The organism is Streptomyces sp. NPDC059256, from assembly GCF_042753785.1.
In the GTDB taxonomy this organism is placed as follows: domain Bacteria; phylum Actinomycetota; class Actinomycetes; order Streptomycetales; family Streptomycetaceae; genus Streptomyces.
In genome coordinates this window covers 33,695-58,685 of sequence record NZ_JBHYZO010000009.1, presented here as the reverse complement: position 1 = coordinate 58,685, position 24,991 = coordinate 33,695, and the positions used below count along the sequence as shown (strand labels likewise).

Here is a 24,991-nt window from a genome sequence, read left to right as displayed (position 1 = left end):
GTCGACTCCAGCGCCGTACCGCGCTCGCCGGGGCGGACCGATCCACACCGGATGACGGTTCACCACCGAGTCCGTCATCCGTGCGATGCCTGGTCAGCATACGTGCGCTGGGGTGGCCGCCAGTCGAGGATCCCGTCGCCCGCCCGGAGTGCGACCCGAGGGCCGAGTCGGGCGACCAGACCCAACAGCGCTTCGCGCACGGTGACCGCCGGGGCGCTGGACAGCGATTGCGCCCTGGCGACCCGGGAGGCTTTGCGCACGATGGCGGTGGTGCGGGGTTGGCGATCGGCACTGTAGGCGGCGAGCGAGGCGCCGAGGTCCCCGTTCGGGGCCAGATGATGGGCGAGGACCACGGCGTCCTCGACGGCCTGGTTGCCGCCTTGGCCGAGCATCGGGGTCATGGCGTGGGCGGCGTCCCCGAGCAGTGCGGTGCGGCCCCGGTGGAACGTGGGCAGCGGGTCGATGAGGTGGTGGACGTCGCTGCGCAGTACCCCGCCCGGTGATGTGGCGTCGATGATCTGCGGCACGGGCTCGTGCCAACCGCCGAAGCGGCGCAGCAGTTCGGCGCGTTCGTCGTCGGCGCGCTCTCCGCGCGGTGCGAGGGCCGCCGCATAGGCGTAGAGGGAGCCGTCCTTGAGCGGCTGGGTGCCCCAGAGCATCCCCGGGCCCCAGGTCTCGTGCGGTTCCTGGGGTTGTTCGAGCGCCGGAACGAGCATGCGCCAGGTGGTGAAGCCGGAGTAGGCCGGTGCCGGGTGCGCCGGGAACAGGGTCTGGCGCGCGGACGAGTGGATGCCGTCGGCGGCGACGACCAGTTCGGCTTCGATTCGGTCGTCGCCGACGGCGACCACGGCCGGCTCCCCACCGGGTACGCCGGGATCGATCAGCTCGGCGGGGCTCGCGGTCCGTACGACCCCGGCGGGCAGTCCGGATGCGATCAGGTCGATCAGGGTGGCGCGGTGGATCACCACGAGGGGGCCGCCGAAGCGTTCGGCGAACGCAGCGCTGTCCACTCGGTTGAGCCATCGGCCTCGGGGGTTGCGCAGACCCCCACCGCCCTGCCAGGCGGCGAGTTCACGGATGCCGTCGCCCAGCCCGATGACGTCGAGCGCCCGTTGGCCATTGGGGGCGAGGCTGATTCCCGCGCCCACGGGCTCCAGGCTCTGCGCTCGTTCGAGGACCGTGGTCCGCCAGCCCCGCTGGTGCAGGGCCACGGCGGCGGTGAGACCGCCGATGCCGCTGCCGATCACGATGGCACGGGGCGCAGTGGGTCGAGCCGAACCGGACATGCCTTCTCCTCGCGTAACTACATCTGTAGTGACCCCAGGAGCGTACTACACCCGTAGTTGCCCAGCGGTAGGTTGGTGCCATGGCCGAACGCACCACACCACAGGGCTCCCGAGCCGACCTGATCACCGACACCGCTCTTGACGTGCTGGCGGAGCGCGGGATGCGCGGGCTGACCCACCGCGCGGTGGACGAAGCGGCCGGACTGCCCCAGGGCTCCACGTCGAACCTCTTCCGCACCCGACAGACGCTGCTGGAGGCCGTGGTCACCCGGCTGATGCACCGCGAGGTCTCGATCCTCGGCATCGACGAGATGCCCGGACCGACCGACGGCACCGCGGCCCTCGCGGACGCCCTCGCCCTGGCCGTGCACCGCTCGCTGAACGAACACCGCACGCTGGTGATCGCCCGGTACGAACTCGCCCTGGAAGCCACGCGCAGACCGGAGCTGCGCACGGCCTACGACACGGCCGGCAGGAGCTTTCGAGGACCGCTCCAAGCCCTGCTGACGGCTGCCGGGTCAGCAGATGCGGAACGGCACACCCGATCCCTGATCGCCTGGTGCGAAGGGCTCCTGTTCACCTGTGCGGCCGGAGCTGACCATCTCGCACACCCGGACCACGAGACCGTACGGAAGGGACTGACGGAACTGTTGAACGGGATGCTCGGCCGCCCTTGACCCGGTGGGAGCCGTGAGGGCGTCGGTCCACCATGCGTCAGCGGATGCAGAAGGGCGACGGCCGGGAGGCCGCGTCGACGCTCCCGACGAACCCCGCTCTGCGCACGGACGACGCTCCATGCACACCCCGAACGATGGCGACGGCTGGTCGAGCGTTGTCATCCGTGCGGGCCATTTCCCGCGCATCCGACCCCTGAACGGACCTTCTGGCCAACAGAGTTGGCCGGGTGACCACTCTCGCCAAGAACCGGCTGACCATGGCGGCCCGGGCCCGGACCGGCCTGGTCCTCTGCGGCCTGCTCCTCTCCGGCTGCGTGACCGTACCGGCCGAGCCACGGCCCGTACGTCCGCTCCCCTCCGCACGGCACACTCCCGTGGTGACGCCGCAGATCGTGCAGAGGCCGGCCCGCGAGGCGCTGGAGCGAGTGCCTGCCGACCCCGTTGAGCTGCCCTCCGCCGCTCGTCGGAAGACCCCCCTCCCGCCGCGCTCTGCTCCCCACGCCGACGACGCGCCGCCCCGACGCAGTCGCCCATCCGCTCCACCGCCGACCGAGACCCCGCGCCCGGCTCCTCCGGCCGTCCGTCCCTCACCGACCGCACTGCCCACCACCATCAGGGATGTGTGTGCCCTGGGTGAGCACTACGGCGGTCTGGGCCCGGACGGCGCCGGACGGATCTGCCGTGAGTGGCACCGCAATGGCTGGCCGAGGTCATGAAGGCAAGCACCCCGGCCGCCCTGACCACAGGGGAGGCGGCCCGGCGAGACCGTGGCACAGCCGGCTGGACGAGCCACCCGCCACCGGGGGCTGAGGGCCCGGGCCGTCGTGCACAGCGCTCAGACCTCGCGCAGCGAGCGCTCCAAGCGTGCGACGGCGGTACGCATGCGGTGGCCATAGCCATCGTCCTTGAGGTGGCGCGCCGACTCGCGCGCCCGATCGAGATGGTCCCGTGCGGCATCGAGGTGCTGGAGCTTCACATAGTCGGATGCGAGGTTGAGATGTAGTGACGGGAACAGGGCCCGCAAAGCCCGGAACGACTGCTGTCGATCGCCGCGCACTTCCCCTTCGGCCGCCGCCAGCGCCCGGAGGTCCCAGGCCAACTCGTCACCGGGGTCGTCCTGGGTGTCGGCCATGTAGTGGGCCAGGGTGCAGCGGTGCAGTGCCTCGCCGCGCTCCCCGATCTCGGACCACAACGCACCGAAGCGATTGCGGGCCTCCTCCCGGTCACCTCCGTGGAGCAACATGACCGCCTGCCCGATCCGGGTCAGTACCGGGTCCTGATCCGCTTCCTGCTGCTCGATCACCGCGGCCTCCCACATCCTTCACACCAGGACACAACGCACAGCAGCGTGTACTCGGAGGCGGTCTCCCTCGGGCTCCCACCCGATTCCTCCGCCCCACGACCACACGCTGCCGACGTTAATCGCCCCCGTGGGCAAACCCGCACAGGCTCGTCACGGGTCCGCGTTCCATCAGCCGGCTGCCGCACCGGGCCCCGAGCCGACGGCTGCGGTCAGCCCAGGTTCGGGATGCGCCAGTCGATCGGCTCGTGCCCCTGTGCGGCGACGGCCTCGTTGATCTGGGTGAAGGGCTGCGAACCGAAGAACTTCTTCGCGGAGAGCGGGGAAGGGTGGGCGCCCTTGACCACGACGTGCCGGGACTCGTCGATCAGGGGGAGCTTCTTCTGTGCGTAGTTGCCCCAGAGGACGAAGACGGCCGGATCGGGGCGCGAGGCGACCGCGCGGATCACCGCGTCCGTCACCTTCTCCCATCCCTTCCCCTTGTGGGAGTTCGCCTCGCCCGCCCGGACCGTCAGCACCGCGTTCAGCAACAGAACGCCCTGCTGGGCCCACGGCATCAGATAGCCGTTGTCCGGAACGGGCAGGCCCAGCTCTGCCTGCATCTCCTTGTAGATGTTGCGGAGGGAGGGAGGCGTCTTCACACCGGGACGCACCGAGAAGCACAGTCCGTGCCCCTGGCCTTCACCGTGGTAGGGGTCCTGGCCCAGGATGAGGACCTTGACCTGGTCGTAGGGAGTGGCGTCGAGGGCTGCGAAGACTTCCTCCCGCGGCGGGTAGACGGGACCCTTCGCCCGCTCTTCCTCGACGAACTCGGTCAGCTCCTTGAAGTACGGCTGGGCCAGTTCGTCGCCGAGGACGCCGCGCCAGGACTCGGGCAGCATGTCGGTGTCGGTCACGTCAAGAACCTCCGGAGAGTGATCAGTTACTGACCACAGAACCTACCGGGAGCCACTGACAACGGGCGCCTCCGAGGAAATCTGCCCCAACGCGACGAGTGGGGCATGCCCGGATCGCCGTAGCCCGCGGACGGGCTCGGCGAGGAACCGCTCACGGGCGCGGCGAACCCCCCGGCCGTCACTCCCGTGAGCGGAGCTTGTGCCCCGTACTACCAACTGGCCTCGCGCCCGTACTACCAACTGGCCTTGCGGTAGAGCTCCCACATCTGCATGATCGCCTGCGGGTCGACCGCGCGCTCGCTGCCGCCGATCTCCTTGTTGGCCGCGATGTAGACCTTGCCCTGCCACAGCGGAAGCAGCCGCACGTCCTTGGCGAGGATCTTCTGTATGTCCTCGAAGTACTTGGCGACGGCACCGCGGTCGGTCTCGGTGCGGGACTGGGGCAGCAGCTCCTTGGTGATCTCGTCGTTGACGTAGGGGGTCGACAGGACGTTCTGTTCGCCCACGAACGGCGCGATGAAGTTGTCCGGGTCCGGGAAGTCGGGGAACCAACCGCGCCCGAACACCGGGTAGGTGCCGCTCTGGTAGCCCTTCTGGAACTCCGCCTCGGGCTTGCCCTTGACGGTGATCTTGAACAGCCCCGACGCTTCCAACTGCTGCTTGATCGCGTTGAACTCAATGCCCGTACCGGCGCCGTAGCGGTCGGTCGTGTACCAGAGGGTCAACTCGACCGGCTCGGTGATTCCGTCCCGCTCCAGAATCTTCTTGGCCTTGCTGACGTCGGGCTCGCCGTAGACGTCGAAGAACTGGGTGGAGTGGCCCGTGATCCCTCGGGGAATCATCGAGTACAGGGGCTCGGCAGTGCCCTTGTAGACCTTGGAGATGAGGGCCCCGCGGTCGATGATCTGGGCGATCGCCCTGCGTACCGATGTCTTGCCCGCCATGGGGTCCCTGGGATTGAAGACGAGGTAGCGGATGTCCGCGCCGACCGTCTCGATCACCTGGAGATTCTTGTTCTGCGGCAGCTTCGACTGCTGGAGGTCGGCCACGTCCGTCGCGGAGAGTCCCCGGAAGGTGGCGTCGATCTTCTTCCGCTTCAGCGCTCCGATCATGATCTCGGAGTCGCGGAAGTATCGGATCGTGATGGCGTCGTTCTTCAACCGGGCGAACCCGCGGTAGCTGCCGTTCTTGACGAGTTCGGCCTTCTCGCCCTTGGTGTAGGAGCTCAGCTTGTAGGGCCCCGAGCCCGTCACACGGCCGTCCGTGCGCAACTGGGTGGCCGGGTACGCCTGCGGCGCGACCAAGGAGGTGGCCGGGGTGGCGAGGACGAAGGGGAAGGTGGCGTCGGACGCCTTGAGGAAGAATTTGACCTTGAGTTCGCCGTCGGTCTGCACACTGCCGAGGGAGGTCAGCAGTTTACTGGGACCGTTCGTGGCAGAGATGTGTTGAACGCGCGTGATGGAGTGCTTGACCGCTTCCGCGTTGAGCTTCTCTCCATTGGAGAACAAGAGTCCCGGCTTCAACGTGCATTCGTAGACCTTGGGGCCGGTGAACTCGCAACGCTGTGCCGCATCGGGTTGCGGCAGCGTGCTACCGGTCGGGAAACTCAGCAGGGTTTGATAGACATTGCGATACAACTCCCATGAACCGTCCCAGGCGGCTGCCGGATCGAGGGTCGTGGGCTCGCTCGTCGTGCCGACCGTAATCTTGTGGTCGCCGCCGCCCTGGGCATCGGAGAACAGGCCGCACCCCGCGAGCAGGGATATGGACGCTAGGGCTGCAGTGGACTGCAGACAGGTCCGGTAGAACACGTGCACGCTCCTCGTTCGGCCGTGGGTCGGCCGACCATACCGCAGTGCCCTGTTGGTTCGACCCGGGGGCGCAGGGGCAGGGCACTTGACTCAACGCGTAACAAAAGGCGCAGTCAGCTCAATGCAATCCTGCTTTGAGGAAGATACCCCCGTCGACGACCAATGTCTGTCCCGTGACCCAGTCGGATTGCTCCGAGGTGAGAAAAGCAGCCGCGGAACCGATGTCCGCGGGCACCCCGAGCCGACCCAGCGGGTAGGCCGCAGCCGCCTCCTCCTCGCGGCCCTCGAAAAGCGCCCGCGCGAATTGGGTCTTGACCACCGCGGGAGCAATCGCGTTGACCCGCACCCCGGGGGCGAACTCATGGGCCAACTGAAGGGTCAGATTGACCATGGCCGCCTTGCTCATGCCATAGGCGCCGAGGAATGGGGAGGGAGCGAGTCCGGCAACGGATGCGATGTTCACGATCGCGCCGCCGTTCTCCTTCTGCCATGCGTGGTACGCCTGTTGGGCGAAGCCGAGCGCGGAGATCACATTCGTCTCGTACACCTTGCGCACCACGGAAAGATCGAGTTCGGCGAGTGGACCATAGACCGGATTGGTACCGGCGTTGTTCACCAGGAAGTCGATCCGCCCGAAGGTTTCGATGACGTGCCGCACCGCTGCCGCCTGATGGCCCTCGTCATGGGCCTTGCCCGCGATCGCGATGGCACGGTCGGAGCCGAGCCGGTCCACCGCCTCCCGTAGCGCGTCCTCGTTGCGTCCGGTGATGCAAACCCGGTCGCCGCGGGCGACGAACGCCTCGGCGATGCCCAGGCCGATGCCCCGGCTTCCCCCGGTGATCAGGGCGGTCCGACCGCTCGTGGCGGCCGGGCGGCTGTCGGTCCGGTGTGACTCGCTGTGCATCTCGGTCCTCTGTACTCAGTCGAGCGGTCCGCCGGCCACGTACAGCACCTGTCCGGAGACGAATCCCGCCTCGTCGCCGGCGAAGTACGCGATGGCTGCCGCCACGTCCTCGGGGCGCCCCACCCGTTGGACCGGGATCTGGGTGGCGGCGGCGGCCTGGAACTCGTCGAATCCCATCCCGACGCGGGCCGCGGTCGCCGCCGTCATGTCCGTTGCGATGAAGCCGGGGGCGACCGCGTTGGCCGTGATCCCGAACTTGCCGAGCTCCTTGGCGAGGGTCTTGGTGAAACCCTGGAGCCCTGCCTTGACCGCGGAGTAGTTGGCCTGGCCGCGGTTGCCGAGCGCTGACGACGAGGAGAGCGAGACGATCCGTCCGAAACCGGCGTCCACCATGTGCTTCTGGCATGCCTTGGCCATCAGGAACGCGCCCTTGAGGTGCACGTTCACCACCGTGTCCCAGTCGGACTCGGTCATCTTGAACAACAGGTTGTCGCGCAGCACTCCGGCGTTGTTCACCAGGATGGTCGGTGCGCCCAACTCCGCGGCGACCCGGGCAACCGCGGCGTCCACCCGGCCGCTGTCGGAAACGTCGCAACTGACGGCGAGCGCCCGACCCCCGGCCGCGGTGATCGCGTCCACCGTGTCCTTGCAGGCCGCTTCGTCCAGGTCGAGTACCGCGACGGCCCGGCCGTCGGCGGCGAGTCGTACGGCGGTGGCGGCTCCGATGCCCCGGGCCGCCCCGGTGACAATGGCTACCCGCTGCTCGGTGGTGGACATGCTGCTCTCTCCTCGCCGTTGGCTGCGCCGCTCGGCGGGTGCCCGCGGCCGTGATCGTGTGTGATGCACCGGCACCCGTTCGGAGCGGGTGCCGGCGAGGCCCGTACCGGCGCCTCGGCCCGGGAGTCTTGACGTCCGAGCGTGAGCGACCGCTTAGTATCGCCGGCTGGACGAGACGCTAGAAGCCCTGACACCAGGTGTCAACGGCCACCGTGGGCGCGCCGGGCAGGACATCAGCGCACGAGCAGCGCCAGCAGTCGTTCCACCTCCGCCGCGGGATCGGCGGTCAGTCCGGTGTGCACGGGCCCGGGTTGGACGACAGTCGAGCGCGGCGCGATCAACCACCGAAAGCGCCGACCCGCGTCGTCGACGGCTGCCTGCCCGGCGGCTTCCCCACCGCAGCAGACGTACTCGACCGCGCGCAGGGCCGCCTGAACGCCGGTCACATCGGCGGTGGGGTCCAGGGCCCGGAGCTTGGCCGCGTCGAGATGGGTACGGGCCGAGACGAACGACCGCGCCCGGCAGTAGACCACCACGCCCGCGTTGAAGCACTCGCCCCGCTCCACCCGTGGCACCACCCGCAACAGGGCGTACTCGAACACCTCACGGCCATCGCGCCCGCTCATGACCGTGCGCCCTTCTGCTCGGTACGGCCGGTCAGCCAGCCGGGTGCCCGGGACGGGCGGTCCTTGGACGGCTCACCCAGGGTGATCCGCTCGTGGATCGTCGCCGCCCGGGGCAGCAGGGCGTCCACATAGGCCCTGCGAAGCTCGTCGGTGGTGTCGAACCCCGGCTCGTCCACCAGCCAGGCATCGGGTACGTCAGCCGCTGCCGCCGTGATCAGTTCCTCGGTCACCCGGGGTGCGAGCTCGGCAGCCGCTGTGATGATGTCGGGTGAGAAGCGGGCGAGCGCGTGGTCGGAGGCGTCGTACGGCTTCTGGGCCCAGGAGGCGACGCCCGGCCAGTTGTGGTGCCAGATCATCGTTGCCCCGTGGTCGATGAGCCAGAGGTCTCCGTGCCAGACAAGCATGTTGGGGTTGCGCCAGGAGCGGTCGACGTTGTTGATGAGGGCGTCGAACCAGATGACCCGGCCGGCCTCCGTGGGATCCACCTCATAGGCGAGCGGGTCGAAGCCGATGGTCCCCGGCAGGAAGTCCATGCCGAGGTTGAGCCCTCCGCTCGCCTTCAACAACTCCTGCACCTCCTGATCGGGCTCGCCGAGCCCGATCACCGGATCGAGGTGTATGGCCACCAGATCGGGCACCCTGAGCCCCAAGGCACGACCGATCTGCCCGCAGATAACTTCGGCGACCAGGGTCTTGCGCCCCTGCCCGGCACCGGTGAACTTCATCACGTACGTACCCAGATCGTCGGCTTCGACGATGCCCGGGAGCGAGCCGCCCTCACGCAACGGCGTGACGTAGCGGGTCGCGGTCACCTCATTCAGCATTTTCCCAGGCCGCCCAAATCTCTAGCCCTGCAATCCACGATCATCTCCAAGTGTGCGTGTACCGGGGGATCGACCACGTTCGGCCTGGGGGAATCCGGGGAGTTTCCACCGGCTCGTCACTCCCCCGGCTCCCCAGGATTTCGTCGGTGGCGGTACGGCCCTTCATCCCGGCTTCTGGCATGAAGTGAGCGTAGTAGCTCAGCGTGACAGTCGGCGAGGAGTATCAGAGCCACCGCGCCAGGGTCACCATGGACTCCCCCGCCCCCAGCGTGAGCGAAGCGTGGGTGCGTCGGAGAACCATGGGATGACCGTCGGATTCCGCCTGTTGGGACAGCGAACCGACTTCACCCGGGCCAGCAGATCGGACGGACTCAGTCGATCTTCTTGATCACCCGGGCGGGCACTCCCGCGACCACGGTGCCGGCAGCAACATCACGAGTGACCACCGCGCCCGCGGCGACCACCGCACCGGCACCGATGGTCACCCCCTGCGTGATCACGGCGGCCGTCCCGATCCAGACGTCGTCCTCGACCACGATCGGGGCGAAGGAGAGGTACTCGCGGCGCTCGGCCAGTGGCAGTGGATGACCTCCGGTGATGAGGCTGACCTTCGGGGCGATCATGACGCCGTTCCCGATACGGATGCCTCCCTTGTCCATGAAGGTGCATCCCTGGTTGACGAAGACGTTCTCCCCGAACGTCGTGTTCAGCCCGCACTCGGTGAAGAACGGCGGGTAGATCACCACCGACTCCGGCAGCGGGCCACCGAACACAACAGAAAGTAGTTCCGCGCGACCCTCACTGTCGCCGAACGGCAGCGCGTTCAATCGAGACGTCGCATCGGTAACCTCCACGATCCGCTCCACATGACGCGCGAACACAGGTGTCTGGACATACATGACCTGCTCTGTGCGGGTAGACATGAGCCGATCCCATCACCGCGCGGAACGCTCGATCAAACAACCCTGCACCACACCAGAAACAACCAATGGTTGTGAAAGTAGGATGCGAGTGTGGATGCTGAAGCGCTGCGGACGTTCGCGGTCGTCGCCGAGACCGGCCAGTTCCAGGCAGCGGCGGACGAGCTCGGGATCAGCCAGCAGGCGGTCTCCAAGCGGATCGCGGCCCTGGAGAAGCGCCTCAAGGTCACACTTCTGGTGCGAACCTCGCGAGGCTCCCGGCTGAGCCTGGACGGGCAGGTCTTCCTGCCGCACGCCAAAAGGGTCCTCGCAGCCTTCGAGCAGGCCGAGCAGGCCGTGCGCCCCGGCAGCCGACCGTTGCGGGTCGACGTCCTCAACCGGCGCATCGCTCCGGCCCAGGCCGTCTACCGGTTCTACCGCTCCCACCCCGAGATGAGCCTGGACGCGGTCACACTGAGCAATGAGAACGCCGCTCAGGCCGCCCAGGCAGTGCTCGAAGGAACCGTCGACGCGTCCTTCCGCGCCCTGCCGGTCGACCAGGTTCCAGCCGGGATCAGCGCCGAACGACTCCTGGACTCACCTTTGGAGCTCCTGGTCGGGCCCAGCCACCCCTTGGCGAAAGCGCCTTGGGTCAGGCCGGCGGACCTGGCCGACCACCGCATCTGGATCCCCGGGATCAGGCCCGGCACGGAGTGGGCGGCCTTCTACCAGGCGCTGACCGATGCCTTTGGTCTGAGCATCGACGCTCTCGGCCCCAACTTCGGTGACGAGGCCCTGATGGACGCGCTGACCGACTCGGCCTCGCTGGCCACCCTCATCGGGAGTGGGGATCGGTACCTGTGGCCCCAGACCCACGACCTACGGCGCATCCCGTTGCGCGAACCGACCCCGGTGTACACGCACGCACTGTTGTCCCGTACCGGAGACCAGCACCCCGTGCTGACCGCGCTACGCGACCATCTGCGCACCTCAGGGCCGCGCACCCCGGACGACGCGTGGACACCGGACCGGGTGAGTCGCTGACCAGTGGACGGATCCAGCGGGCACGCCCTGGCTGTCACCCAAACTCAAACCATCCACAGGACTGACAGGACCGCTCCAGAACGTTAAGTTATAGGTCTACCACTAACCTAGGAGTGGACATGGCAGCCGTTCGAGACACCGCCGCCCGCCGCACCGCCGCGCAGCACACAGTGGCCGAGCATCTGCGTCTCACCGCCGCAGGGCGCACCGACGAATGGGTGGAGCTCTTCGCACCGGACGCGGTGCTTGAGTTCCCGTACGCGCCCTCCGGTGTGCCGCGACGGGTGAGGGGGCGCGAGGCGCTGATCGCGCATATGCGCGGCTTCCCCGAGACCTTTGACGTCGCATTCGTCGACCTCGCGTTCCACGACACGGTCGACCCGAGTCTTGTGATCGCGGAGTTCCGCTCGACGGGCACCGCGTTGCCGACCGGCAAGCCGTACGAGCAGAGGTGCGTCTCGGTGGTTCGGACCGACGACCATGCGCGCATCACCCACTATCTGGACTACTGGAACCCGCTGGTGGCCATCGAGGCACTCACACCGGACGGCGCCGGCTCCGACCGGAGCGTGACTTTTGGCGGCTGAGGCTGCCGTGCTTAACTGACGCCCATGCCCGCAGCCGGCACCAGCGCCAAGAGCGACGAACGACGCCGAGCCCTCGTGGCCGCCGCGATCGAGTGCTTCGCGCACAAGGGTTTCTACGGAACGACGACACACGAGATCGCCAACTCGGTCGGTGTCTCTCAGCCGTACCTCTATCGCCTGTACCCCAACAAGCAGGCACTCTTCGCGGCGACGGTCGATCATGTGTCCGTCGTGATGACCGAGACCCTGCTCGCGCACGCGTCGGCACCGGACGGGGGCGGCGCATCCGAGGCCAGGTTGGACGCGGCACGCGACGCCTATCGGGCACTTGTCGCGGACCCGGCCATCCTGCGTTTCCTCATGCACGCGAACTGCGCCGCCGGCGAACCGTTGGTGGGGCAGGCCGTGCGTCGCTGCTACGCCAAGCAGGTTGAGACCGCTCGACAGCTGTTGGGGGACGACGACGCCGTACGGCAATGGTTCGGCGCCGGAATGCTCGACAACGTCGTCGCCGTGCTGGGCCTCGCCGACATCGACGAGCCATGGGCACACATCCTCACCGCCAGGTGATCAGCGGGACTGGCACACCGGATGCGAGTCTGGCGGCGAGGAAGCGCTTATGTCGATGTCTCCGAGGGGAGCCGTTCATGACCACGGCGAAGGACCTGTTCATCATCACCCTGCACCCGGGGGCGAAGCAGCCCGTGGGACAAGGTGATCTGTCGCTCGCGCTCGCGGGAGCCGAACTGATCGATCTCATCGATGCGGGGACGGTCACGGTGGACGACGACCGCATCGTGCCGGGTGGGCCGCCGACACTGGACGATCGCCTTGCGGTCGAGGCCGTGGCAGGACTCACGCGGCAGCCGCCCTATGAGCAGATCGAGGACTGGTTGTGGCGCCGGGGCCGAGATCTGTCGGCCGCGTACCAGACCGCCCTGGAGCAGGACGGCGAGCTGACCCGCAAGCGAAGCGGTGGGGCGCCCTTCGGCTCGCGACGCGTGGAACTGGTCGATACGCCCGCGCGCCGTCGGGCAGTCTCGCGTTGGGAAGAGAAGGAACCAGTCCTGTACGCCCTCGCCTTGGCCGTGGGCATCGGATCAGACCGACCAGACCGACCAGACCGACCAGACCGACCGGACGACGAGCCTGACCTCGCCGACGACGCCGTGACGGCCGTGGTGGCCGCAGTCCACGACGCGGTGATGGAACTGGAGGCCGTACGACAGAGGCGGTCCATCGAGGGCGCCGCCTTCGCCAATCTCTGGCGCGGAGTCTGAGCCCACCAGGGAGGGTCCGGTCGAGCCCGACTGCGGAGTAACCGGCCGCCCCTGGAGCGGGGGCGACCGGCCCGCAGCCTGTCCGCCTCACCCGGCCCGCTCCCCGCCACAGGTTGCCCGCCCGTACCGGCCCGTCGCCGTGGCCTGTTGGACGTGCTTGCCGCGCACCGAGACCGTGCAGGCCGCCCGGCCGCCGTGCTCGCCCAGGACGACGGCGACGGTCGGGGACTTGCCGACGGGGAGCCGGATCGACTTCTTCCAGGGCAGGGCGGCTTCCCTGACGACCACTGCGCCCGTCCCGCCCGCCGGGCGGTAGGTGATCTCCGCAGTGCCCTCTCCAGTGACCTCGTACGTCACCTCCGCCGCGGCGACGGCCCGAGAGGACGGCTGCTTGCCGGAGTTGTTTCCGCCGGACGAATCATGGACCGCGTAGCCGGCAATGCCCGCACAGGCAAGCCCCAGTGCACCGATTGCGGCCCACACCCGCCGCGGACTCGCGGAACCTCTGCCCATCGCCATGCCCTGCCCCCGGTCCGAAGCCGTATCCGGGCCCGCCTGCGCACCTGACCCGGCACCTGGGCCCAAGTCCGCTCCGGACTGCTTCCCTTTCCCTTCTTTACTGGCCGCCATGACCGGCACCACCTTCCCTCTCGTGGACGGACAGCCAACCGGCAGGGTTATACACCAAGGCTCGCCGCCCGCGAAAGCAGCAGGAAAAAGCGGACCAATTGGCACCACCACGGACTCTTAATTGCCCTATATGTCCATAGGGTTGACATGGCATCAGTCATGCGGTCGATACTTTCGCTGCCGTGCCCGGGAGGTGAAATCCCCCTGACTTCCCGTACTCGGCAGGCAAATGGTTCCGGCTGGGCGGAAAACTTCGCTCCAGCACATTCGGCGTGCCCTTTTCGCCTTTCTGTGAAGGGTTTAGGAGCGCCGGACCGGAAGGATATCGAGGTGAGATCTCCGTACGGGAAGTATGTGTCCTGCCTGGTCGCGGCAGCGATCGCGGGCACGATGCTGCCGCAGATCGCCTACGCCGACCAGAACTCACCGTCGGGCAAGGGTGAGGAAAAGGGAGTCGTCGACACTGTCAAGGGATGGTTCTCGGACGACGACGACAAGAAGGGACCCAAGCTCGCCAAACCTCCGGCAGGCACAAAGGTAGAGATACCGAGCCGGGAGAAACTTGCCGAGGGAAAGAAGGCGCCACCGGCCAAGCGGATCAGAGAATTAGCCGAAAGACGTACACCTCAAGCCCGGTTCTGGCAGCTCTCCGACGGGCGGGTCGAGGCCGAATTGGCGGCCAGCCCCGTGTCCTATCGATCGGGTACGGCATGGAAGGCCGTCGACACCTCGGTAAGGGCCGTCAAGGACAAGGGTTTCGCCTTCGCCAACACGGCGAACACCAGCCGTAGCTGGTTCGGTACGGACCCCGCAAAGCTGCTGCGCTTCGAAACCCCGGAGGGTCAGGCCGTCACCCTCGGACTCCTGGGCGCGGCCGAGGGCGTCAAACCGACCGCCAAGGCGGACACGGTCACCTACCGGGGCCTGGCCGCGGGTGCGGACGTGTCGTACCAGGTCGGCGCGGGCCGGGTGAAGGAGAACATCACCCTTGCCCAGCGGCCCGCGAAACCGGTGAAGTACGTCTTCACCCTGGACACGGGGGCACTCCAGCCCAAGGAGCGCCCGGACGGTTCGATCGCGATCTTCGGCGAGGACCCGGCCAACCCGGTGCTGGTGGTCCCGCCCGCGTTCATGACCGACAGCAGGAAGGACCGCGCCTCCCCGTACGGGAAGTCCTTCAGCCCGAAGGTGACGCAGAAGCTCAGCCGGCACGGCAAGGGCTGGCGGCTCACGCTCACCCCGGACGCGGCCTGGCTCGCGGCGCCCGAGCGGAAGTACCCGGTGGTCATCGACCCGACGATCACCATCGCGCCCTCGGCCTCGGTCTCCCAGGATGTGATGGTCCGCTCGGACCAGCCCACGACCAACTTCAACGGCACCTGGGAGATGGCGGCGGGCAAGACCAGCGCCACCGGTATCGCCCGCTCGCTGATCAAGTTCCCGCTGACCTCGATACCGGCGGGCTCGAAGATCGACGCGGCCCGGCTCGGCCTCTACTACGACCAAACCCACACCACCGGCAGCACCAATGTCGACGTCGAGATCCGCCGGGCCACCGGTGCCTGGGACGAGGCGACGGCCACCTGGAACAACACCAACGCACTGGCCGGGGAGCAGTCGTCCACCACCGTGCACCTGGACGACGGCGATCCCGGTACGGCCGCTGTCGGTGAGTGGCCGAGGGTCGCCGGCACCGGCTCTGGCGGCGACTACTCGTACAACAAGAACGCGGCCACGGGCGAGTCATACACCTACCGGCCGCACGTCCACGACGCGACGGACTACCGGGTCGAGGTGCACACCACTCCGCTCGCGGACGGGGCCACCGCCGCCCCCTACACGATCAACTCCGCCGCACCCGTGCAGAACCACACGGTCGACCAGTCGACCGGAACCGCCGGCTGGCGGATGCTCGGCACGAGCCAGGTCAGTTTCGCCAAGGGCAACACCGGCTCCATCGTCCTCGGGGACACCGGTGACGCATCCCGGCGGACCATGGCCGACGCCGTACGGCTCCTCAACCCGGGGCAGATCCGCAAGGACATCGGCGAGTACAACTCCTGGCACAACTTCGCCGTCGCCGACACCGTGCAGAAGTGGGTCAACGGCACCTCGCCCAACCACGGCTTCGTCGTGAAGGCCGTCAACGAGACCGCCACCGCACCGCTCGGCGGTCCCGCGTACCAGGCCGGGGACTACGACTACGGCGGCGAGACCTCCACCATCCCCCGGCTGACCGTCACCTTCGGCAAGGTCGGCACCTCGCTGCGGTCGCCGACGGTCATCCACTCCACCGGCCCCGAACTGTCCTGGCCCGCCTACGCGAACACCAGCGGCGACACGGACCTCGACATCGTCGAGTACCAACTCCACCGCTCCACCCAGCAGGTGTTCACCCCGTCAGCCGCGACCCGGATCGCGCCGATCGCCAAGACGGTCACCAAGTACACAGACACCACCGCGATACCCACCCCGGACAGCAGTCCGGAGGAGATCGGGAAGGTGTACTACTACCAGATCGCGGTCAGAACCAGAGACGGCCAGGTCCTCGGCTCACCGACCCGGCTGGTCGCCATCCCCAAAGCGGGCCGCACCATGCGGCTCATCCAGGCGGGACAGACCGACACCACGTTGTCGTCCCTGAAGCCGACCACCAACCTCAACACCATCGAGCAGGGCGCGGTCGGCCAGCACTGGCTGAGCGTGGGCAACAACTCGGGCACGTACGGCAAGACCCGCGCCGTGATCGACTTCCCGACCACCGCCATCCCGAGCACGGCGACCGTCCTTGAGAGCCGGATGTTCCTGTGGACGACCCTGACCGAACGCGGCGGCACCGCAAAAGCCCGGTATGACCTGCACGGGCTCACCCGGGAGTTCACCGACACCGCCGCCACCTGGAACAACGCCAACGCCACCACCGCGTGGACCTCGGCGGGCGGTGACCACTCGGCGGCAGTCGCCGACTACGTGCCCTCCTTCGACACCGATCTGGGCCGCCACTGGTGGGACGCCACCGGTCTCACCCAGAACTGGGTGCGCACCCCCAGCACGAACAAGGGTGCCCTGGTCAAGCTGAACAACGAGACGGCCGCCGGGGCCCAGGAGCGCTCGCTGTTCCTTTCGGCGGGCGCGCCCGACCAACAGCTCCGCCCGCTGCTGCGGGTGATCTACGTGGACGCCACTGCGGAGAACACGTACTACGCGCCCAACACACCGCACCGGATGACGACGAACACCGACTACACGGGCGCCGTCACCATCACCAACACCACCTCGACCGCGTGGGCCGCCGGTGAGCGGGAACTCTCGTACACCTGGAAGCTGCCCGACGGCACGGACGTCACCACGGCCGCCAACCAGAAGAGGACCGCGATACCGGCGCTGCTGCCGGGCAAGTCGGCCACCATCAACGCGGCCATCCGCTCGCCCGACATCACCACCACCGGCAACGAACGCGCCGAGCACTACATCAACTGGGACATCCGCAAGGTGTCGGACGGCACCTGGCTCTCGGCGGGCGCGGGCGGCATCCCACCGCTCAAGCAGGACGTGGCCGTCGAGGACCTGAAGGCCCACCACCTGGGCCTGGAGAAGTTCTACTCGTACACCGGGAAGAACACCGGCGCCGGGTCCACGCTGATGAACAACCTCGGTGCGGGCAACAGTGTCTGGTCCTACAACGCCTTCACCAACCCGGGCCGTGGTCTGACCACCTTCGCCCGCTTCTCCTACAACTCCCAGGACACCTCGGACACGGTCCTGGGGCACGGCTGGTCGGCGCAGCTCGCCGGACCCGTCCGGCTGGGCACACCGCTCGACTTCCATCCGCGCGCCAACCCCACCGAGATACGTCTGACCGACGGGGACGGCACCACCCACCTGTTCCGCAAGCAGGCGGACGGCACCTGGCAGGCACCCGCCGGATTCCACTACCGGCTCACCATGAAGACCGGCCTGAGTTGCACGCCCTCCCAGGACGACGTCTCGGACGCCTGGACCCTCACCCGGCCGGACGGCACCCGCTTCCGGTTCAGCTGCGACGGCTATCTGACCGAGACCGTCGACAAGAACGGCAACAGCCAGGAGTTCGCGTACGAGGAGCGGGTCTCCAACAACCGGACCATCAAGTTCCTCACGTACGTCACCGACCCCGCCAACCGGCAGTCGCTCACCGTCGACTACTGGGAGAAGGGCGACGCGGCCTACGAGTACATCAACGACTCGGGCGTGAAGGTCTCGGGGACCAATCTCACCAACCCCCGGATCTACGACCACGTCAAGTCCATCACCGACATCTCCGGCCGGAAGGTGTCCTTCTTCTACACCACGAAGGGCATCCTCGGACAGCTCACCGACGGTGACGGCTCCACCCAGCCCAAGGTCTTCACCTTCGGCTACGACAGCGCCCAGAGCGACCGGAACGTCAAGCTGATCCGGGCCACCGACCCGCGCGGCAAGAACACCGCACTCGCCTACCACGAGCCGGGCGCGGGCACCGTCGTCAAGGACAACTGGCGCACGAAGACGCTCACCGACCGGCTCCTCGGCGCGACCGGATTCACCTACGCGACGAACGCCGCCGACGCGACCCACACCGACACCACCGTCACCGACGCCCAGAACCGCTCCTCGGTCGTCGTGACGGACGCCTCGGGTCGCGGAATCCACCACACGAACGCCAAGTCCCAGGTGACCAGGTCCACCTGGGACACCGACAACAACGTCGTCCTGCTGGAGGAGGACAACGGGGCGAAGAACGCCTACTGCTACGACCCCAAGACCGGCTACCCGCTCTGGACCCGCGACGCGGAGCAGAACAAGACGGGTGTCCCCCCGGCTACGGACTGCGCCCCCGGCGTCACCCCAGCCAACGCCTCGAAGTACGAGTACCAGACACGCGCCGACGGCTTCTCGGCCGACCTCTTCCGCAAGACGTCACCGGAAGGCCGCGCCTCGCAGTTCGGCTACGACGCCTTCGGCAATCTCACCTCGGTCACCGACCCCAAGGGCGTCGCCACCCCCTCCGTACCGGATGACTACACCATCAAGTACGAGTACAACGCGCACGGTCTGCTGACCAAGGCGACCGACGCCAACGGCAACCCAACGACCACCAGCGGCTTCGGTCCGCACGGCTATCCGTCCACGATCACCGACGCGCTCAACCGGCCGACCACCAGTGTGTACGACGAGCGCGGCCAGGTCCGGGAGGTCACCGACGCACTCGGCAAGAAGACCACCCAGACCTACGACGTCTACGGACGTCCGCTGGTCAGCACGGTCCCCAAGGACCAGAACGCCAATGTGCTGATCACCACCCCGGCCCCGGTGTACGACGCGAACGACAACGTCACCACCTCCACGGCCCCCAACGGCGCGATCTCCACGGCCGTGTACGACAACGCGGACCAGGTCCTCTCCGCCACCGCCCCCGGCAACAACTATGCCGGGGCCGACCGGAAAACGACCTACACCTACGACTCGGTCGGAAATCTGCGCACCGTCACCGAGCCCAAGGGCAATCTGCCGGGCGCGGCTCCCGGCTCGTACACGACCACCTACACCTACGACGAGCTGTACCAGCCCGCGACCGTCGTGAACGCGTCCGGCGACACCATCTCGTACACCTACGACAGTGTCGGCAACCTGACCAAGGTCGTCGATCCGAGGAGGCACGCCACCCCCGACCCCAACGACTTCACGACGAAGACCGCCTACGACCTGAACCACCGGGTCACCACGGTCACCGACCCGACGGGCAAGATCGCCTCCAGCTTCTACGACAAGGACTCCCTGGTCGTCCGGTCCACGGACGCCGACAACAACACCACACACGTCGACCACGACGAGCGGGGTGCCCGGACCGAGGTCCGGATCCCGTACGCGGCCGGTACGGACCGGATCACACGCTTCGAGTACGACCAGGCCGGCAACACCACGAAGGTTGTGACCCCGCGGGGCACGGCCACAGCCGCCGCGAACGACTTCACCGCGCGCACCGAGTACGACGCGCTCAACCGGCCGGTGCGCCAGTACCTGCCGTACGACCCGGCGGACACCCGCTACAACGACCCCAATGTCCACACCCGGACCGACTACGACGCGGTCGGCCGTGTCTCGAAGGTCTCGCTCCCGCCCTCCGAGGGCGAGACGATCCGCAACGACACCACGTACGACTACTTCGACAACGGCTGGGCGAAGCACACGACGGACCCGTGGGACATCGTCACCACCCACGACTACGACAACCTGGGGAACCAGACCCGCCGCACGATCTCATCGGCCGGTGACGCGGCCGACCGTGTGATGACCTGGACCCACCACCCGGACGGCTCCCTCAAGACGAAGGCGGACGACGGGCACCCGGCCGGACGGTCCGTGGTCGTGGTGGACAACTCCGACATCCAGAACACGTCCTCCACCGGTACCTGGAGCAAGCAGAACACCGCAGGACAACAGGGCCACGACCACCGCACCCACGCCTCCGGCACCGGGACGGACGCCTTCACCTGGACCCTGAACGTCCCGAAGAACGGCACCTACACCGCGTACGTGAAGTATCCGCAGGTCAGCGGTGCGACGACGGCCGCGCAGTACACCGTCACCCATGCCTCGGGTTCGGCGACGGTGGCCAAGGACCAGAACACGGCCGCCGGGACCTGGGTCGCACTGGGCACCTACACCTTCAACCAGGGCAACAGCGCCCGGATCGAACTGGCGCAGAGCGGCAGCGGAACAGCCGTCGCCGACGCGGTGCGGCTGATCCGTGACACCACGGGCGACCCCGCCGACACGGAGAAGCGCAACTTCGCCTACGCGTACGACGTCAACGGCAATCTGACCTCGATCGACGACACCTCGTCCGGGGCCCGGATCGACGCCTACACGATGACGTACACCGGCCTCAACCAGCTGCTGAAGGTGACCGAGGCGCTGGCCGGGCAGGAGCGGAAGGCCACCTCCTACACGTACGACGCCAACGGCCAGCCCGAGACGATCACCCATCCCGACCAGTTCTCGCGGTACACCTACGATCTGCGCGACCTGGTCGGCACGGTCTCGGTGGGCAACTCGGCGGCGGACACCTCGCCGAAGGTGAGCTCGTACACCTACACCGACAAGGGACAGCGGCTGCGGGAGACCAAGGCCAACTCCAACACCGTCGACTACGCCTACCACCTCAACGGCACGATCAAGTCGACCACGGAGAAGCAGGCGAACGGCACCCTGGTCGCCTCGCACCTCTACGCCTACGACGCGAACGGCAACAAGTCGCAGGACGTCGCGAAGAAGATGAACGCCGACAACACCTCGGCGTACCTCGAATCGACGACGAACTACTCCTACGACCCCGTCGACCGCCTCAACGAGTCCATCAAGACCGGCCATGGTGCGGGTACCGAGACCTACGTCCACGACAACAACGCCAATGTGGTCCAGCAGACGGTCCGGGGCACGAGCACCAGCTACAACTACGACCGCAACCGGCTGCTGACCAGCTCGTCCGGCGGTGTCACCTCGCGGTACAACTACGACCCGTTCGGACGCCAGGACACGGTCACCACCGGTGGCCAGATCACCGAGCGGAAGGTCTACGACGGCTTCGACCACGTCGTCGAGTCGCAGAAGGCCGACAGCGCGGGCGTCCTGAAGTCGACCACGTACACCTTCGACCCGCTGGACCGCACCGCGAGCACCACCGCGAACGGCAAGAACACCGACTACACCTATCTCGGCCTTTCCCAGGACGTGATGGGCGAGGAGGTCTCCGGAGCGCTCACCAAGTCCTACCAGTACAGCCCTTGGGGCGAGCGGCTCTCCCAGGTCAGGCACAAGACCGACGGGACCACCGAGTCCGGTTTCTACGCCTACAACAGCCACACCGACGTCGAGAGCGTCACCGGCACCAACGGCCAGGCCGTCAGCACCTACGGCTACACGGCCTACGGCACCGACGACCACTCCGACTTCACCGGCATCGACAAGCCCGACGCGGCCGACCCCACGAAGGAGGCGCACAACCCCTACCGGTACAACGCGAATCGGTGGGATGCCAATTCGGGCACGTACGACATGGGATTCCGGGACTACAGCCCGGGACTCAACCGCTTCACCAGCCGGGACATGTACAACGGCGCCCTCGCCGACATGGACCTCAGCAGCGACCCGTTCACCTCCAACCGGTACGCCTTCGGCGGCGGCAACCCCGTCAGCGGCGTCGAGGTGGACGGTCACTTCATCGACTGGGACGACTTCAAGAAGACCGTCAAGTCCGGTTACCAGAAGGCGTCCAAGGCCGTGAGTGCCGGAGCCAAGACGGTCGCGCGGCGGAATCCAGTCGGCACTGCGGTCGAGGTGTTCCTCGACGGTATTGGGTGGAACAACACCCAGAAGCCGAACAAGGTTCCGTACAACCCGGATAAGCCGGACTACAACACCGGGCTGCTGGCTGAGGAATCAGGGGTCAACGAGTACTACTGGGGCCATGACTTCCCGGTCAGCCGAGACAAATGCAAAAAGGGTCAGAGTTCCGTCTACTACATGCCGCTCGATTCCCGGGGGCGGGCGCAGGGAGTGCGGGCCTGCCTGACCGGCGGAGGCTTCAGCTGGGAGTCTGGGGACTTCCGGAACAAAAAGATCATGGGTAACCCCGATTCGTCGGTCGCGGGAACCGCGACCGAGTTCCCTGCGGACTATACGGCGCACCACACACCCAAGGGACTCCAGAAGGGGAAGTACATCCGAGGGCACCTGCTGGGAAACCAGCTCGGTGGATCGGGGCTCGACAGAAGAAACCTGGTCGCGCTTCATATCGGAGCAAATGATCCGGCCATGAAGAGGGTCGAGAATCGGCTTGCCGCCCAGATCGCCAGCGGCGATTCGCTCTACTACGAGGTAAGCGCGTCCTATGAATCAGGAAGGAGCAGGCCCGACTCGCTGTATCTGAGATGGCAGAGCATTACGAACGGGACACACGGTTCGATAACCATCTGGAATGGCCCCGGCGGGCGAAAGCCTTAGTAGGTACGGACAGTTCTCTGATTCGCCGATAGGCCGGTGAACTGGCACGAAGAGGAACGACGGGCGGGCAGCCTGCTAGGCTGCCCGCCTGTCTCTGATGTGAGCACACTCAAAAGGAGAGCCGATATGTGGACGGAACGCCTTCTGGAAGCCACCGATTGGACGGATCAGAGACTGACATTGCCTTGGGAGGTCGTGGAAAGCGCGCTGGAGACCAGGCTGCCGGGTGATTACAAGCGATTGTGCGAAGCCTTTGGTGACGGCGTCTTCTCCGGTGCGTACTTCGCTCTTTCGGTAGGCGATGGTGCGTCCAGCGACTTCCTCAGCATGTGGCGAACTCAGCTGCGGTACGCGCCTGAACCGGGCAGCGAAGAAGAAAGGCAATCGCGGTACGCGCCTTACGCCATCTATCGGCCCCAGCGCGGAGGTCTGATTCCCTGGGGATCGAGCGAGTCGGCCCACCAACTCTTCTGGATCGCCGATTCCGGATCTCCGGACAACTGGCCCACCCTGGCCATGTCGCCCGAGGCGGCGGCAGGGGAATGGAACCGATACGAGATGTCGGCTTCCGAATTCATGGGCCGGGCAATCCTGGATCCCGAATTCGGAGGTCTCGGTGTCGCGGACTTGGTTCCCCGGCCGTTCTTCGATCCGTTCTCGGACGAAGCCAGCTGAGCCGGACCGACGGACAAGAACCCACGGCCGGGACGTCTCCCGGACCGGACCGTGGGGCCGTGGTGTTCCCGGTCCCTTGCGCCACCGGGAACACCACGTGTTGTCATCAAACGGACCCCACGCTCAGACTTCTCGCCCATGCGTTCTCGCGCGGGGAGCCCGCTCACTGCCCCGGAGCCTCACCTGCGCCGCCCGGGCCCGCCCGCCCCCGCTGTGCCTGAAGTGGAACCCGTACCCGCATCCTGCGGAGCCGACGCCGTCGAGCACCCTCCCCAGGGCTCGGCGGACGGGCAGCGCTCCCGGTCCGGGTCGCGGCGCCCGGCCGGGGTCTGGCCGCCCGGGTCGAGATGGCGGCCCAGCCGGTGCAGGCCCCGGTGGGCGGCCGAGCGCACCGCGCCGGGACGGCGGCCCAGGATCCGGGCCACCGTCACCCCGTCCAGGCCGATCACCGTACGGAGCAGTACGGCCTGCGCCTGGCTGCACGGCAACAGCGCTATCAGTGCCAGGACATGCTGGGTGGAGATGCTCTCCAGGGCCTCCCGAGCGGTGTCCTGACCGTTCGACAGTTCGTACACGTCCTGGTTCAGAAGGGCGGCGCGCGGTCTGCTTCGGCGGCGGCGGAGATGATCGACCGCCCGGTTCCGCGCGATGCTCATGGCCCAGGCGCGAAATCCGGCGCCGTTGCCGCTGAACCGGTCCAGATCTCGCGCGATCTCCAGCCAGGCGTCGGACGCCACGTCCTCCGCTTCGGAGCCCACCAGTCCGTACAGATAGCTGAGCAGGGACGGCTGCACGAGTGTGTACGCGGCGGCGAAGGCCCGCTCGTCCCCATGTTGCGCCCTGACGATCGCTCTCCCGAGTTCCTTCTCACCCGCGGCGGCAACCCGCCCGCGGCCTGGTGCGTTCATCCCGATTCCCCTCCGTCAGACGGCACCCCCACCCCGCGGCGCACAGTCCCGGTACCGGTCGCACCCCGTGCGAGTGGTACCGGGACTGTGCGCCGCGATCAGGCCGGGTCAGTGGCCTGTGCCGGGGCGCGATGTGCCGCGTGTGCCGGATGTTTCCTCCCCATCAAGATCATCACGCAATCCCGCTGTGATACCCAACGCCTTCCTTCCGCTTGGATTCACGGGCCGTTCTCGCGGCCCCGGTCGCGGTCAACGTCACAGTGGGGAAGGTGAGTCGTGATGCATCCGGTCATCGATCCGGTCCCAGCGGCATCCCAGATGCGGCACTACGTCTCGGATTTCGTCGAACGTGTCAATGTGCGGGCGCGATTGCCACTCGACTACTCGGTGGGCAGTCTCCGTGTGGTGGATCTGGTGGTGGACGGTCTCCGAAGAGGGGGCGAGGGGGGCTCCAGAGCCCGACCGATCGAGGTGCTCTTCGGGTTCGGCGCGTACGCGGGTGAGGTCCTGGTGCGCAAGGCCGGTGCGGACTGGGTCGAACTCGACCGGCGCCAGAGCGAGTTGTTCGGGCAGCCGCTGGGTGTCCGGATGCCCGACGGCCGGCTCTGGAATCCGCTCGGGAAGGTCGTGAAGCGCTTCGATCACGGAGCCGAGGAATCAGTGGCTCTGCTGTACCTCCAGATTCACGGCCGCCGCCGGGGCGATCCCGACTACTGGGCCGACGGCGACCGGGCCCAGGCGGGGTAGGTCGTACGGGGCTGCACCCCCGGGTGGACGCGTACGCCGACACGAGCGCTGTCGCGTCCTCGGCGGCCGGCCAACGACCACGGGCGCCGGGCACGG

General features: G+C 67.5%; 20 protein-coding genes. 9 read left to right on the top strand and 11 right to left on the bottom strand.

The window, feature by feature from the left end; all coding sequences use genetic code 11:
- Window positions 1–74 precede the first annotated feature (74 nt).
- Window positions 75–1,286, bottom strand: a complete 1,212-nt coding sequence (locus tag ACFXJL_RS20925) for an FAD-dependent monooxygenase (protein ID WP_384694500.1) — start codon at window positions 1,284–1,286, stop codon at window positions 75–77.
- A gap of 80 nt (window positions 1,287–1,366) precedes the next feature.
- Here ACFXJL_RS20925 and ACFXJL_RS20920 point away from each other — a divergent pair, with 80 nt between their 5' ends.
- Window positions 1,367–1,963, top strand: a complete 597-nt coding sequence (locus tag ACFXJL_RS20920; protein ID WP_384694497.1) for a TetR/AcrR family transcriptional regulator — start codon at window positions 1,367–1,369, stop codon at window positions 1,961–1,963.
- Between the two features lie 227 nt (window positions 1,964–2,190).
- Entirely contained in the window at window positions 2,191–2,679 is a 489-nt protein-coding gene (locus tag ACFXJL_RS20915) for a hypothetical protein (protein ID WP_384694495.1), read from the top strand.
- Between the two features lie 119 nt (window positions 2,680–2,798).
- On the opposite strand, the gene ACFXJL_RS20910 is transcribed toward ACFXJL_RS20915, so the two are convergent.
- The 8 genes from ACFXJL_RS20910 to ACFXJL_RS20875 form a co-directional block, all read right to left on the bottom strand.
- On the bottom strand, window positions 2,799–3,263 hold the full coding sequence (locus ACFXJL_RS20910) for a hypothetical protein (RefSeq protein ID WP_384694766.1): 465 nt from the start codon (window positions 3,261–3,263) through the stop codon (window positions 2,799–2,801).
- Between the two features lie 212 nt (window positions 3,264–3,475).
- Window positions 3,476–4,159 (bottom strand): uracil-DNA glycosylase, encoded by a 684-nt coding sequence (locus ACFXJL_RS20905; RefSeq protein ID WP_329015479.1) that lies wholly within the window; start codon window positions 4,157–4,159, stop codon window positions 3,476–3,478.
- 233 nt (window positions 4,160–4,392) lie between these two features.
- Window positions 4,393–5,970, bottom strand: a complete 1,578-nt coding sequence (locus tag ACFXJL_RS20900) for an ABC transporter substrate-binding protein (protein WP_384694492.1) — start codon at window positions 5,968–5,970, stop codon at window positions 4,393–4,395.
- A 118-nt stretch (window positions 5,971–6,088) separates the two neighbouring features.
- Entirely contained in the window at window positions 6,089–6,874 is a 786-nt protein-coding gene (locus ACFXJL_RS20895; RefSeq protein ID WP_384694489.1) for an SDR family oxidoreductase, read from the bottom strand.
- Between the two features lie 15 nt (window positions 6,875–6,889).
- Window positions 6,890–7,651 (bottom strand): 3-oxoacyl-ACP reductase FabG, encoded by a 762-nt coding sequence (fabG, locus tag ACFXJL_RS20890; RefSeq protein ID WP_384637154.1) that lies wholly within the window; start codon window positions 7,649–7,651, stop codon window positions 6,890–6,892.
- A 233-nt stretch (window positions 7,652–7,884) separates the two neighbouring features.
- Window positions 7,885–8,277, bottom strand: a complete 393-nt coding sequence (locus ACFXJL_RS20885; RefSeq protein WP_358881954.1) for a DUF3037 domain-containing protein — start codon at window positions 8,275–8,277, stop codon at window positions 7,885–7,887.
- Window positions 8,274–9,101, bottom strand: a complete 828-nt coding sequence (locus ACFXJL_RS20880) for a HipA family kinase (protein WP_358881955.1) — start codon at window positions 9,099–9,101, stop codon at window positions 8,274–8,276. The genes ACFXJL_RS20885 and ACFXJL_RS20880 overlap by 4 nt, the downstream gene beginning before the upstream one ends.
- A gap of 371 nt (window positions 9,102–9,472) precedes the next feature.
- Window positions 9,473–10,000: a DapH/DapD/GlmU-related protein gene (locus tag ACFXJL_RS20875; protein WP_384694763.1), complete on the bottom strand. Its 528-nt coding sequence runs from the start codon at window positions 9,998–10,000 to the stop codon at window positions 9,473–9,475.
- A 114-nt stretch (window positions 10,001–10,114) separates the two neighbouring features.
- Between ACFXJL_RS20875 and ACFXJL_RS20870 the strand changes: the two genes are divergently transcribed.
- From ACFXJL_RS20870 to ACFXJL_RS20855, 4 genes are all read left to right on the top strand, one after another.
- Window positions 10,115–11,044, top strand: a complete 930-nt coding sequence (locus ACFXJL_RS20870; protein WP_384694484.1) for a LysR family transcriptional regulator — start codon at window positions 10,115–10,117, stop codon at window positions 11,042–11,044.
- A gap of 119 nt (window positions 11,045–11,163) precedes the next feature.
- Window positions 11,164–11,631, top strand: a complete 468-nt coding sequence (locus ACFXJL_RS20865; RefSeq protein ID WP_384694481.1) for a nuclear transport factor 2 family protein — start codon at window positions 11,164–11,166, stop codon at window positions 11,629–11,631.
- A 24-nt stretch (window positions 11,632–11,655) separates the two neighbouring features.
- Window positions 11,656–12,201, top strand: coding sequence for a TetR/AcrR family transcriptional regulator (locus tag ACFXJL_RS20860; protein ID WP_384694479.1), 546 nt, complete (start codon window positions 11,656–11,658; stop codon window positions 12,199–12,201).
- A gap of 77 nt (window positions 12,202–12,278) precedes the next feature.
- Entirely contained in the window at window positions 12,279–12,911 is a 633-nt protein-coding gene (locus ACFXJL_RS20855) for a GPP34 family phosphoprotein (RefSeq protein WP_384694476.1), read from the top strand.
- An 87-nt stretch (window positions 12,912–12,998) separates the two neighbouring features.
- On the opposite strand, the gene ACFXJL_RS20850 is transcribed toward ACFXJL_RS20855, so the two are convergent.
- Window positions 12,999–13,430, bottom strand: a complete 432-nt coding sequence (locus ACFXJL_RS20850; RefSeq protein WP_358881960.1) for a hypothetical protein — start codon at window positions 13,428–13,430, stop codon at window positions 12,999–13,001.
- Window positions 13,431–13,931: 501 nt separating this feature from the next.
- Between ACFXJL_RS20850 and ACFXJL_RS20845 the strand changes: the two genes are divergently transcribed.
- Both ACFXJL_RS20845 and ACFXJL_RS20840 read left to right on the top strand, forming a co-directional pair.
- Entirely contained in the window at window positions 13,932–22,565 is an 8,634-nt protein-coding gene (locus ACFXJL_RS20845; RefSeq protein ID WP_384694760.1) for a DNRLRE domain-containing protein, read from the top strand.
- Between the two features lie 126 nt (window positions 22,566–22,691).
- A complete protein-coding gene (locus tag ACFXJL_RS20840; RefSeq protein ID WP_358881962.1) occupies window positions 22,692–23,240 on the top strand; it encodes a hypothetical protein in 549 nt (182 codons plus the stop codon).
- A gap of 179 nt (window positions 23,241–23,419) precedes the next feature.
- Here ACFXJL_RS20840 and ACFXJL_RS20835 read toward each other — a convergent pair whose 3' ends face one another.
- A complete protein-coding gene (locus ACFXJL_RS20835) occupies window positions 23,420–24,148 on the bottom strand; it encodes an RNA polymerase sigma factor (protein WP_384694472.1) in 729 nt (242 codons plus the stop codon).
- A gap of 279 nt (window positions 24,149–24,427) precedes the next feature.
- Between ACFXJL_RS20835 and ACFXJL_RS20830 the strand changes: the two genes are divergently transcribed.
- The gene (locus ACFXJL_RS20830) at window positions 24,428–24,895 is read left to right on the top strand and encodes a hypothetical protein (RefSeq protein ID WP_384637180.1); all 468 of its coding nucleotides are present in this window, start codon (window positions 24,428–24,430) and stop codon (window positions 24,893–24,895) included.
- Window positions 24,896–24,991: the final 96 nt, after the last annotated feature.